Annotated in this window: 7 protein-coding genes; all 7 read right to left on the bottom strand. The window is 70.4% G+C overall.

Features of this window, described 5'->3' with window-relative positions:
* Positions 1–88 precede the first annotated feature (88 nt).
* Positions 89–1,312 carry a cytochrome P450 gene (locus HB370_RS31685; RefSeq protein WP_051816006.1) on the bottom strand — a complete coding sequence of 408 codons (1,224 nt, stop codon included), beginning with the start codon at positions 1,310–1,312 and terminating at the stop codon, positions 89–91.
* Positions 1,313–1,391: 79 nt separating this feature from the next.
* On the bottom strand, positions 1,392–2,543 hold the full coding sequence (locus tag HB370_RS31680; RefSeq protein ID WP_030787716.1) for a hypothetical protein: 1,152 nt from the start codon (positions 2,541–2,543) through the stop codon (positions 1,392–1,394).
* Between the two features lie 76 nt (positions 2,544–2,619).
* Entirely contained in the window at positions 2,620–3,360 is a 741-nt protein-coding gene (locus tag HB370_RS31675) for a class I SAM-dependent methyltransferase (RefSeq protein ID WP_030787718.1), read from the bottom strand.
* Positions 3,350–4,630: an oleandolide olivosyltransferase OleG2 gene (gene oleG2, locus HB370_RS31670; protein ID WP_030787723.1), complete on the bottom strand. Its 1,281-nt coding sequence runs from the start codon at positions 4,628–4,630 to the stop codon at positions 3,350–3,352. The genes HB370_RS31675 and oleG2 overlap by 11 nt, the downstream gene beginning before the upstream one ends.
* A 4-nt stretch (positions 4,631–4,634) precedes the next feature.
* On the bottom strand, positions 4,635–5,921 hold the full coding sequence (oleG1, locus tag HB370_RS31665; RefSeq protein ID WP_030787725.1) for an L-oleandrosyl-oleandolide desosaminyltransferase OleG1: 1,287 nt from the start codon (positions 5,919–5,921) through the stop codon (positions 4,635–4,637).
* Positions 5,922–5,962: 41 nt separating this feature from the next.
* Positions 5,963–7,264 carry a P450-derived glycosyltransferase activator gene (locus HB370_RS31660; RefSeq protein WP_030787728.1) on the bottom strand — a complete coding sequence of 434 codons (1,302 nt, stop codon included), beginning with the start codon at positions 7,262–7,264 and terminating at the stop codon, positions 5,963–5,965.
* Between the two features lie 178 nt (positions 7,265–7,442).
* Positions 7,443–13,046: a type I polyketide synthase gene (locus HB370_RS31655; protein WP_167513052.1), complete on the bottom strand. Its 5,604-nt coding sequence runs from the start codon at positions 13,044–13,046 to the stop codon at positions 7,443–7,445.
* Positions 13,047–13,053: the final 7 nt, after the last annotated feature.

Below are 13,053 nucleotides of genomic sequence, written 5' to 3'. Positions count from 1 at the left end.
CCTCGGGCGAGGGGCACCGGCCGGGTCTGCGGTCCCGGCCGGTGCCCTGGTGGCGCCGGTGCCCGGCGGGCGGCCGGGCGGCCGGCCGTCACCAGGAGACGATCTGGCGTTCCAGTCCGCGGATCAGCATGCCCTGCTTCCACTTCAGTCCCGCGACCGGCTCGGCCAGATCGAGGGTGGGGAAGCGCCGGACGAGGGCGGACAGGGCCTCCTGGAGTTCCAGTCGGCCCAGTTGGGCGCCGATGCAGTGGTGCGCTCCGTGCCCGAACGCTATGTGCGGGTTGCGCTCACGGTGGAAGTCCAGCTCGTCGGCGTGGTCGAAGACCTCCTCGTCCCGGTTGGCCGACGCGAAGTGGACGACGCAGGGCTCCCCGGCCCGCACGGTCACGGTGCTCAGCTCCACGTCCTCGGTGGCCACGCGGACGAAGCTGCCGGCGGACACCAGCGGTGTGTACCGCAGCATCTCCTCCACCGCCGCGGGCACGAGGGCCGGGTCGGCGACCAGCGACTCGTAGCGCTTGCGCTCGGTCAGCAGGAGGTGGACGAGGTTGGTGATCTGGTTGACCGACGTCTCGTGGCCCGCGATGAGCAGGCTCACCCCCATGTTGACGATCTCGCCCTTGGTCAGGTGGTCGTCGTTGTCGGTGGCGAGGGCGAGGGCGCCGAGCAGGTCCTCGGTGGGGGCGTCGCGGCGCTGGGCGACCAGGCCGTCCATGTAGACCATGAAGTCCTGCTGGACCCGCTGTATCTCCGCGGCGGTGAGCCGGGTCGAGGAGAGCATGGCGTCGGAGAAGGTCCGGAACAGGTCGCGGTCCTCCAAGGGCACGCCGAGCAGTTCGCAGATGACCGCGACGGGGAAGGGAACGGCGAGGAACTCGACCAGGTCGGCGGGTGAACCGTGCGCCACCATGTCGTCGAGCAGGGAGTCGACGAGGGAGCGGACACGGGGCCGCATCTCCTCCACCCGGCGTGCCGTGAAGGCCTTGCCCACCAGCCGCCGCAGCCGGGTGTGGTCCGGCGGGTCCTGGGCGAGGACGCCGTCCGGCTCGGGCGGGGTGGGGAACATCCGGGGGGTGGCGGGATCGGTGGCGGCCGCGGTGCTGAAGCGGGAGTCGCCCAGAACGATACGGGCGTCGGACATGCGGGTGACCAGCCAGGCCGTGCCCTCGCCGTAGGGCAGGCGCACCCTGGAGACGGGTTCGTCGCGGCGGAGTTCGGCGTAGTGCGGGTCGAGGTCCAGGGCGTGCGGCAGGCTGAACGGGTAGGCGGGTACCGCGTCGGCCGGTGTCGGTCCGGTGTGCGTATCGGTCACAGCGGTGTGTCCTTTGCTGGAGGTGGTTCCGAGGTGGCGCGGACAGTGGTGCGGTTTCCGGCTCTGGTTGCGGCCGTGGCTAGTTGTCGTTCCAGAACGGCTCCCGGGGCACGGTGTGGGGGATGCCGCCCTCCTTGTTGACGCCCTTCTCGAGGAAGACGAGGTTGTGGTAGGCGTGCAGCCCGACGAGGTTCCTGGCGATGTAGTCGGCCGTGGCCGCGCCGTCCGGCCGCTCCTCGTAGTGCAGCGAGTCGATCAGTCCCTTGACCATCTCCAGCGCGGTGTCCGGACGGGCACCGGGCTCCGGATGGCCTCCGTACCCGGGCCAGTAGGAGGTGAAGGTGTCCTCGATGACGTAGAAGCCGCCGTTGCGCAGGTGGGGGAACATCACCGAGAACGACGTCCGCATGTGTGCGTTGATGTGGCTGCCGTCGTCGATGATGACGTCGAACGGCCCGTGCTCCTCGGCGACGCGGCGCATGAACTCCGGGTCGTCCTGCCGGCCGCGGAGCGTCTTGACACGCGGCTGGTCGCACGCCGACTTGTCGAAGATGTCCACGCCGAAGACCAGGCCGCGCGGGAAGTAGCGCTTCCACATCTTCAGTGAGGCGCCGCTCGGCAGCAGGTCGTCGTAGCCGCCGATGCCGATCTCCAGGATCCGCACCGCCTGGTCGCGCAGCGGCCGCAGGTGCCGGTCGTAGTGGCCGGTGAACCAGTGGACGCCGCCCCACTTGTCGGACTCGTAGCGCAGGGCCAGCCGGTCCAGTGGGGGCGTCTCGTTGGTCGTCGCGTGCAGCACCACGTTGGTGGCGCGGGCGGCCAGGGCCGCGCCCTCCATGGTCCGCGGGCCGCGCAGGTCGGGCAGGAAGGAGACGCCGAAGGCCCCCGCGGTGCGGCCGGACGCCGGGCCGAACAGCTCCCGCAGGAGGTCGCTGAGCGTGAACTCCAGTACGGCGCCCAGTTCCTGGCCGGCCGGTTCCGCCGACGTGACCGGCTTGCCGTCCGTCACCTGCAGCACATGGCTGATCCGGTCGGCGCCGTGCAGGACGTCCAGGCCGATGAACGCCTCACCGCCCACCTGCGGGATCTCGCAGCGGAACAGCAACTCGTCCACGAGCGCCGCGGTGATCTCGGCGGCTCCCCATTCCTCGACGGTGTTCAGCAGGAAGCGCTCGTCACCTCCGGCGCACCGCAGTATCGCTTCCAGCACCGCGTGGTCGTCGTACGACATGTGAAAGGTCCTTCGCGTGGTCCGGTGATCCGTGTGAACGGCGTGAGCAGGGTGATCGGGCGGTGCGCGGGCGGGTTCACGTCCGGGTGCCGACGAACAGCCCCCGGCCCGAGGGCCCGCCGTCGAGGTACTCGACGGTGTAGCCCGCCTTCTCGTACGCGGCCGTGTACGCATGCCGCGGGAACAGCGTGATGCGGTGGTGCTCGACCAGGTGCCGGGGACCGTGCTCGGCGTCGGCGATCACGTAGTGGATCTCCATGCGGGTGGCGCCGCCGTCCCGTACCGAGTGGGACACCCGGGAGATGGTCCGGCCGTCGACGCGTACGATGTCACCCGCCACGTAGCCGTCGGTGAAGGTCTCCGGGAACCACCACGGTTCGATGACGGCCACGCCGCCGGGCCGGGTGTGCCGGGCGAAGCACCGCAGCGTCGCGTCGAGTTCGGCGGTGGTGGCCAGGTGGCCGACGGAGCTGAACATGCAGGTGACCGCGGAGAACGCGTGGCCCAGGTCGAAGGATCGCATGTCCCCTTGGTGCAGCGGCACGCCCGGCATGCGGGAGCGGGCGATGTCCAGCATGCTCGCGGACAGTTCGAGACCGCGGGCGTCGTCGAAGAGCGTGGCGAAGTGCCGCAGGTGCGCGCCCGTGCCGCAGGCCACGTCCAGGAGGGAGGACGCGTCCGGCACCCGGTCGCGCACGAGGTCCGCCACGTCCTTCGCCTCGCCGGCGTAGTCCTTGCCCCGGCCCCGGTACACGGCGTCGTAGATCTCGGCGAACTCGTCCTCGTACCCGGTGGTCGGCTCCGTGTCAGCCCGCATGGTTCCCGCCTCCTCGTCCGCGTCCGCCGCTCGCGGCGAGCCGCTCCAGCACCGTGACGACCTCGCCCGGCGTCGGCTCTGCATTCATCTCGTCCCGGACGCGCTGTGCGGCGGCCCGGATGGAAGGGTCCGTCAGCACCCGGCGCACGCCCTCACCGAGCCCGGCCGCGGTGACCTCGGACGGATGGATGAACAGGCCCGCGCCCGCGGCCTGTGTCTGCCGGGCGCGCAGCAGGTTGTCCCAGAGGTCACCGAGGACGATCTGCGGGACGCCGTGGACGGCGGCCGTCAGCCAGGTACCGGCGCCGCCGTGGTGCACGATCGCCGAACAGGTCGGCATCAGGGCGTGCAGGGGCACGAAGTCCACCAGCCGGACGTTGTCCGGCACCGGCCCCAGGAGCTTGCGCTGGGAGGCGTCCAGCGTGGCCACGATCTCCGCGTCCACGTCGCCCAGCGCGGCCAGCACCTCCGCCAGCGACACGCCGTCGCCCAGGGTCTGCCGGGCCGACACACCGAGCGTCAGGCAGATCCGGGGCCGCCGCGCACGCTGCCGGACCCATGCGGGGACCACGGCCCGCCCGTTGTACGGCACGTACCGCATCGGCACCGTCGTCGTCCCGGTGGGCAGCCGCATGCTCCGCGGCAGCGGGTCGATCGTCCACTGCCCGGTCACCAGCTCCTCGTCGAAGGTGGAGCCCAGCCGTTCGGCCGCCCAGCCCAGCCACTCCGCCATGGGGTCCTCGCGGTGCTCGGCGGGCCGGTTCGCCCGCTCCGCGAGGAAGTCCCGGCGGAACCGGACGATGAGGTCCGACCCCCACAGCACGCGGGCGTGGGGCGTGCCGGTGGCCCGCGCCGCCAACGCCCCGGCGAAGCTGAAGTGCTCCCACAGGATGAGGTCGGGCCGCCAGGCCCGGGTCAGCGCGACGAGCCCGTCGACGAACGGCTCGTCGTTGACCAGCGAGTAGAACGTGGGCACCAGGGTCGTGTGCATGCCGAGCAGGTACTCCCAGCTCGTCAGCTCCGCGCGGACGCCCAGGTCGATGCCGGTGGAGTACTTCTGGACGTCCGCGCCGATCTCCCCCATCAGCTCCAGGAAGGCGGTGTCCCGGCCCACGGGCACCGCGGTCAGTCCCGCTTGGGTGATCGTGTCGGACAGGGCGGGCTGACTGGCCACGCGGACTTCGTGCCCGGCGGCCCGCAGCGCCCACGCCAGCGGCACCAGCCCGTGGAAGTGGGTGTCGTTGGCGAAGCAGGTCAGCAGTACGCGCATCGTCTCACCGCCTTCCCGCCATCGCGCCGGTGGCATGCTCCGCGGTGAGTCGTTCCAGGTCCGGTACGACGTCACCGGGGGCGGGCATCGCGAGCATCTCGGCCCGGATCCGCTCGGCGCCCGCGCGGAACTCCGGCTCCCCCAGCAGCCGCAGGACCCGGTCCCGCAGCGCCTCGACGCCCAGTTCCCCCACCGGCATCGACAGGCCCGCCCCGAGTTGCTGCATGCGCTGCGCCCGCACCGGTGTGTCCCACGAGGTGTCCAGGATGATCTGCGGGACGCCGTGGAGCGCCGCCGTCGACCACGTGCCCGGACCACCGTGGTGCACGATCGCCGAGCAGGTCGGCATCAGCGCGTGCAGCGGGACGAAGTCCACCAGCCGGACGTTGCCGGGGGCCGCGCCCCGCAGGCGCTCCTGCTGGGTGGTGTCGAGCGTGGCCACGATCTCCGCGTCCACGTCGGCGAGGGAGTCGAGCAGGTGGTCGAGGGGGACATGGTCCCGGCCGGAGTCACGCTGGGAGGTGCCGATCGTCAGACAGACCCGGGGCCGCTCGCACGGTTCCCACACCCAGGGGGGTACGACCGCCGGTCCGTTGTACGGCACGTACCGCATGTCCAGGGTGCGCAGCTCCTCGGACAGCTCCAGCCGCATGCTGCGCGGCAGCGTGTCGATGGTCCACTGCCCGGTGACCATCTCCTCGTCGAACGAGCAGCCGTACCGGTCGAGCATGCGGCCCAGCCACTCGGCCGTGGGATCCTCCCGGTGCTCGAACGGTTGCAGGGCACGCTCGGCGAGGAACGCCTGCCGCCCGCGCAGGGTGATCTCCTGCCCCCACGGCAGCCGGGCGTGGGCCGCGCCGGTGACGCGCGCCGCCACCGCGCCGGCGAACGTCAGCGGCTCCCAGATCACCAGGTCGGGCCGCCAGTCACGGGCGAACTCGACTACGCCGTCCACGAAGGACTCGTTGTTCAGCAACTCGTAGAAGGCCGGCACCAGCATGGTCTCCATGCCCAGGAGGTACGGCCACGTCCACAGGCCGGGGTCGTTGCCGGTGAAGTCGATGCTGTTGACGCCGATGTAGGCATCGTCGCCCCAGGTCGCCGCGAACTGCTCGACCGGAGCCTCGGTGCCCACCGGGACCGAGGTGAGCCCCGCCTGCGTCACCACGTCGCTCAGCGAGGGCTGGCTCACCACGCGCACCTCGTGCCCGGCTGTCCGCAGTGCCCAGGCCAGGGGAACCAGCGGCTGGAAGTGCGTGTTGGCCGCGAAGGTGGTCATCATCACGCGCAGGGGCCGGCGGGGGGCCGAGCGCGCGCCGTTCGACGCGATGCTCATGCGGCGGCCACCGGAGCCCGGTGCAGCCCGCCGACGACAGGGGAACGCCGCCGTCGTACGACGGGTCCCGCCGCCGTCAGCCGGGGGGCCCGCTCCGCGAGGGCCTGGAGGGCCGCTCCCGTCACAGCCCGGACGAGGGGTTCGGCCAGCGCGTTCTCGAAGGCGGCGGCACCGAAGACCGACGGGGCGGGCGGGGCCGCTGGGCCCGGTGGGGCAGGCGGGGCGGCTGCGGACGGTCCGTTCCGGCCGATCGCTCCGGCCAGGACCACCACCTCGTCACCGGACTTGACCTCGCAGCCCGCCAACTCCAGGTCCTCCCGGGCGAACCGCGTCGCGATACGGTACGACACCGCCCGGTGCAGCGCCTGCCCGGCAACCTGCCCGGCAGCCACCCGGCCGGTGCAGGGCACGGGCCACTGCCCGGGAAGGAGCCCGAGCACGGTGTTCCCGATCGCCGTGGTCACCGGCTCCGTGCAGAGCAGAACGGTGAGCATGGCCACGGCCGTTCCGTCACCGTCGGCGGGGCCGGCGAGGCGCGGCGTCGCGTCGAGGCCGTCGAAGAGGAGACGCAGGTCCTCCAGGGCGGACGCCATGTCCTTGCTCAGCGCCAACTGCTGGGGACACAGGAGGCTGTCCAGCGCGGGAGCGAGCGCCCGGCAGTCACGCCCGAACCGGGCGCGGTCCTCCTCCGGGACGCCCCAGATCCGCGCCAGCACCTCGACCGGCACCAGCCCCGCGTACTCCTCGACCAGGTCGAACGTGTCCGGCAGCCCCTTCGCGAGCCCCGCGCAGACCTCGTCGATCAGCGGGCGCCACGCGTCGACCGCCGCGGCCCCCAGCACCGGCGCCGCGACCTCCCGCAGTCGCTCGGCCTCCTCGCGCTCCAGCCGCAGGAACGCCTGGTGCCCGGGCAGCACGTACTGCTCCAGCCCGTCGGTCTCGCCCGCACCGGCCACGAGCCTCCGGGCACCGAGCCTCCGGTCGGCGAGGATGCGGCCCCCGAGCCCGGGGTCGGCGGTGACCCAGGCTCCGGTCCTGCTCCGGTGCAGCTCGCCCAGGGTCCGTATCGCGTCGTAGAAAGGTGACGGGTCATCCTCCATGCCACACAGCAGCCGGGCGTACGGATCGCCGTTGGCGCCGAAGACCCACTGCATGCCGCGGAGCATCTGCAGGCGGCGCCCCAGTTCGCTGTCCTCCATCTCCTGGGCGGCTTCCGTGCGCCGTTCGCTCTGTTCGAGCTGCGTCCGCCGCGTGTTCGACACTGGCTGTTCGGGCTGTACGCCTTGCATGTCCTGCATGAGTGCAACACGCTCCTTCACCGGTCCCTGAGGGGGATCGGGTCGTCGATGCGTTCGGAGAGGGGGAGGAAAGCGGGGCATGCCGATGGGGACCTCCTGAGCGACTCGTCCGTTGCGCACGCGGGTCGGGAGGACCGGGACGCCGGTACGGGCAGGAGTCACAGGGTGCGGGCAGGTGTCAGGGGGTGAGCCCCTTCAGCCAGACGTCGATGTGCCGGGCCGCGTCCTCCGCGTGCTCGCGCATGATCGTGAAGTGGTTCCCCGGCATGTCGACGGCGGTGTGGTCGTACTCCCAGGAGGCCCGCCAGTCGATGGCCCCGGTCCACTCCGCCATGGGTTCGGTGGCCCGGATCAGGAGGGTGGGCAGTCCGGAGGGCGCCGGCCGCCACTCGCCCATGAGACGGTCGTACGTGCCGAGGGCCGTCAGCCGCGTATCGTCCATGGGCACGAAGTCCTGGGCGAACATGCCCTCGGTGAGCTCCTTCTGCCAGCCGAACACCGGTTCCTGCCGGCCCGGCGGATAGACGTCCACCAGCACCTCACCGCTCGGCGGTGTGCCGCGCCCGGCCAGGTGGCAGGCCAGTGCGTGGGCCATCAGTCCGCCCGCCGAGTAGCCGACCAGGACGAACGGCGCACCCCCGGTCTGCTTCTCGACCGCCTCGGCCTGCGCGGCGAGCACGGCGTCGAGGTCCGCGGGCAACTGCTCACCGGGCAGGTAGCCGGGCAGCGGAAGCGCCGAGACCGCACGAGTGCCGCGGAAGAACGAAGCCAGGCGCGCGAACTCGTGCGGCCCGCCGACCGGCGCGGTCCCGCTGCAACAGATCAACTGCGGTTTGCGCACCCCGTCCGCCAGCGGAACGGCCTCCAACGGCGCGTCGAGGTCCGCCGGCCCGTGGAACACCGGGCGGAAGGCCGCGGTGTCGGCCAGCAGCCCGATGAACTCCCGGCTCCGGCCCAACTCGGCGGAACGCCGGTACAGATCGGCCAGCATTCCGCTGTGACCAGCGCCGGCCGACCGACCTTCGTCGGCGTCCGGCCCGGGTCCACCGGCGTGCCCACCACCGTGTCCACCGTCGGCATGCCGCATCCCCGCGAGCAGCCACCTGGCGAGAGCCGCAGCGTGGGGGTGGTCGAAGACGGCGCTGGCGGGGAGCCTGGTGCCGGTGGCGGCGGCCAGTCTGTTGCGTAGCTGAACAGCGGTGAGGGAGTCGAAGCCCAGCTCCTTGAACGCCCGCTCGGCCGGGACGTCCTGCGCGGAGCCGTGCCCCAGAACAGCGGCTGCCTCGGTACGGACGAGCTTCACCAGTTCGGCTTCCCGTCCGGCGGGAGACAGCATGGACAGCCGCCGCAGAAGCTGTGCCGATCGGTCCTCGGGGACGGGGGCGTGGAGTTGCTCCTGCTCCTGGTTCCGCAGGGCGGTACGGACCTCCGGGAGGTCGCTGATCAACGGACGGGGACGGGCAGAGGCGAAACCGGTGACGAAACGTTCCCAGTCCACATCGGCGACCGCGACGAACGCCTCACCACGCCCCACCGCATCAGCCATCACCGCCACAGCACGCTCGGGATCCATCGCCCGCACCCCCCGACGGGACAACTCCCGCGCCGCACCACCCACCGACGCCATCCCCTCACCAGCCCACATCCCCCACGCCACACTCGTCGCCGGCAGACCAACACCCCGACGACGCACCGCCAACGCATCAAGAAACGCATTCGCCGCCGCATACACCGCCTGCCCCCCACTGCCCCACACACCGGCATTGGAGGAGAACAACACAAACGCCTCCAGACCACAGGGATCCACCAACTCACCCAGATTCACCGCACCCGCCACCTTGGCCGCCATCACATCAGCCGCCTCCTGGACAGAGATCTCCGCCAAAGGCGTCGACTGAGGAACACCAGCCGCATGGAACACCGCCGTCACCGGCTCACCCAGATCCGACAACAACGCCCGCAACGCCACACGATCAGCCACATCACAGGCCCGCACCGACACCCGAGCCCCGCCCAACCCCTCCAGCTCCCGCACCAGATCCCCAGCACCAGGCGCACTGCCACCACGACGGCTCACAAGCACCACATGATCCGCCCCACCACCCACCAACCACCGGGCCGTATGCGCACCCAAACCACCAAGACCACCCGTGACCAACACCGTCCCACGCGGCCGCCAACCACCCCCACCACCATCCACCACAGCACGCACCAGACGACGCACCCACACACCCGAACCACGCACCGCCACCTGATCCTCAAAACCAGCCGACGCCACAACCGTGGCGAGCAGGTCGGCATACGTGTGGTCGCACGTCGAGCCAGGTTCGGGCGCCTCCACCGGCAGGTCGATCAGCCCACCCCACAACTCGGGATGCTCCAGACCCAGAACACGCCCGAAACCCCACACCTGCGCCTGTACCGGATCAATCACCGCACCGGCATCCGAAGGACCAGCGACCACCGCATCCCGCGTCACCAGCCACAACCGCGGCCCCTCACCAACCCGGCCAAGATCAACCAACGCCTGCGCCAACACCAGCGACGCGGCAAGACCGGCGGGAACAACAGGATGCTCCGAGTGCCGCCGATCATCCCAGGACAAGAACGACACGACCCCGCTCACACCACGGCCCGCGACAGCCTCCGCATAAGCCCGGCGGTCAGGACGGGTCGGATCGAGCTCCACGACACTGACCTCGCCACCCCGCGCCGTGACGGCAGCCACCACCCGCGCAACCACACCATCATCCGCCAAGCCCCGCGGCACCACGAACAACCAGCCACCACCGAGCACCTCATCAAGCGCGGCCGGGAAAGGCTTCCACTCCACCCGGTAACGCCAGTCCTGAAGCCGTCGATGCTCCACCCGACGCCGCCGCCACGACGACAAGGCCGGCAACACCGTGTGCAAAGCCTCGGCGTCGATCCCCAACTCCTCGGCTACAGCGACCGAGTCCTCACGCTCGACCGCGTCCCAGATCATGGCGTCCGCCTCACCGTCAACGCCATTCGCAGACGATGCCGGCGAACCGTCCAACCAGAAACGTTGCCGTTGGAAGGGGTAGGTGGGCAGGTCGACGGTGCGAGGGGTCACGCCCTCGAAGGCGTGGGTCCAATCGACGGGAACGCCTTGGACGAAGGCTTCCGCGAGGGATGTGAGAAGTCGGTCCAGGCCGCCTTCGTCACGCCGCAGCGAGCCGAGTACGGCGGCATTCTGGTCGAGGGCGTCGAGGGTCTGCTCGATACCGGGGACGAGGACGGGGTGCGGGCTGCACTCGACGAACGCGCCCATCCCCTGAGCCACAAGCCCTTCGACGGCTTCCTGGAACCGGACCGTCTCCCGCAGATTCGTGAACCAGTACCCCGCATCCAGAGCGGTCGTGTCCAGCCAGTCCGCCGTCACCGTCGAGAAGAACGGAACACTGGAGTCCTGCGGAGTGATGTCCGCCAGCGCCTCCAGCAGCTCATCGCGTAACTGGTCCATCTGCGCGGAGTGGGAGGCATAGTCCACCGGGACACGACGAGCCCGGACACCCTCCCGCTCACAACCGGCCAACAACTCATCAAGGGCCTGGACGTCACCGGACACCACGGTCGAGGACGGACCGTTGACCGCCGCGACCGAAACCCGGCCGCCGTAGGTGTCGAGCATGGTGCGGACACGGCCGGCCGGGAGACTGACGGAGACCATGCCGCCCCCACCAGCGATCCGGGCGATCGCCCGGCTCCGCAACACCACCACCCGCGCACCATCGGCCAGACTCAACCCCCCAGCCACACAAGCCGCAGCAATCTCACCCTGCGAATGCCCCACAACCGCAGCAGGCTCCACACCGTAATACCGCCAGGTCCGAGCCAGTGACACCATCACCGCCCACAACGCCGGCTGCACCACATCAACCCGCCCAAGAACAGTCGCGTCCCTGCCCTGCAACACCTCGACCAGCGACCAACCCGTCACCGGATCCAGCACCGCGGCACACTCCGCCACCGCCTCCGCGAACACCGGGCACGCATCCAGCAACCCAGCCGCCATCCCCACCCACTGCGAACCCTGACCAGGAAAGACGAACACCACACGACGACCCTCAGCCGGCGCCACACCCGACACCACCCCGGGGACGACACCACCCGCAGCAAACCCGGCCAACGACCCCGCCATGGAATCAAGATCAGTGCCGACCATCACCGCCCGGTGCTCGAACACCGACCTCGTGGCCACCAACGACCAGCCCACATCAACCACACCCGCACCCGTGCTCGACACGTGCGCAGCCAAGCGTGCCGCCTGCTCACGCAACGCCCCCACATCCCGCCCGGACACCACCCACGGCACCACCAGATCACCGGCAGCAACCACACGAGTTCCCGGCTCCGGCTCCGGTTCCGCAGGCGCCTCCTCCACGATCACATGCGCGTTCGTGCCACTGACACCGAAGGCGGAGATGCCTGCCCGACGAAGACGCTCAGCCTCCGGCTCCCACGGCCGCTCTTCAGTCAGCAACTCCACCGCACCGGCCGACCAGTCCACGTGCGGTGACGGCTCATCCACATGCAACGTCTTCGGCACCACACCCCGCCCCAACGCCAGCACCATCTTCATCACACCAGCCACACCAGCCGCCGCCTGCGTATGCCCGATGTTCGACTTCACCGACCCCAGCCACACCGGACGCCCACCCGCACGCCCCTGCCCATACGTCGCCAGCAACGCCTGAGCCTCGATCGGATCACCCAACCGCGTCCCCGTACCATGCGCCTCCACCACATCCACATCGGCAGGAGCCAGACCCGCGTCAGCCAACGCCGCACGAATCACCCGCTGCTGCGACGGACCATTCGGCGCCGCCAGGCCATTCGACGCACCATCCTGATTGACCGCACTCCCCCGCACCACCGCCAACACCCGATGACCCAACCGCCGCGCATCCGACAACCGCTCCAGCAAGAGCAGCGAAACTCCCTCGCCCCATCCCATACCGTCCGCTGCCGCGGCGAATGCCTTACATCGGCCGTCTCTTGCCATGCCCTGTTGGCGGCTGAACTCCACGAAGGCATCCGGGGTCGACATGACGGCCACACCGCCGGCTATGGCGAGTGAGCACTCGCCCCGGCGCAGCGCCTGCACCGCCAGGTGCAGTGCCACCAGCGATGACGAACACGCCGTGTCCACCGTGACCGCAGGCCCCTCAAGACCGAACGTGTAGGAAATACGCCCGGACAGCACGGCCGATGCCGTTCCCGTCAGCAGGTAACCCGCCACGCTCTCCGGAGCCCTCTTGGGGTCGGGACCATAGCCCTGATGTCCGGCTCCGATGAATATCCCCGTCGCCGTTCCCCTGACTGTGTACGGATCGATATCGGCACGCTCGAAAAGCTCCCAGGATGTCTCCAGCAGCAACCGCTGCTGCGGGTCCATCGCCAACGCCTCACGCGGCGAAATCCCGAAGAACCCCGCATCGAACTGGGCTGCGTCGTACCGGAACGCGCCTTCCCGGACGTACGTGGTGCCGGGGTTCTCCGGGTCCGGGTGATACAAGGCATCCAGATCCCACCCGCGGTCCTCGGGAAGCCCCGCCACCGCGTCGCGGCCTTCGGCCAGGAAGCGCCAGAGATCTTCGGGCGAGTCGATGCCCCCGCCGAAACGGCAGCTCATCGCCGTGATGGCGATCGCTTCACGGGAGGCGGCGAGAAGCGAGTGATTCTGTTGGCGCAGGCGTTCGTTCTCCTTGAGCGACGCACGGAGCGCTTCCACATATTTGGCGGTGGGGTCAGGCATGTCAGCT

This window comes from Streptomyces sp. DSM 40868, assembly GCF_011820545.1.
Taxonomy (GTDB): domain Bacteria; phylum Actinomycetota; class Actinomycetes; order Streptomycetales; family Streptomycetaceae; genus Streptomyces; species Streptomyces eurythermus.
This window is presented reverse-complemented; position numbering and strand designations above follow the sequence as displayed.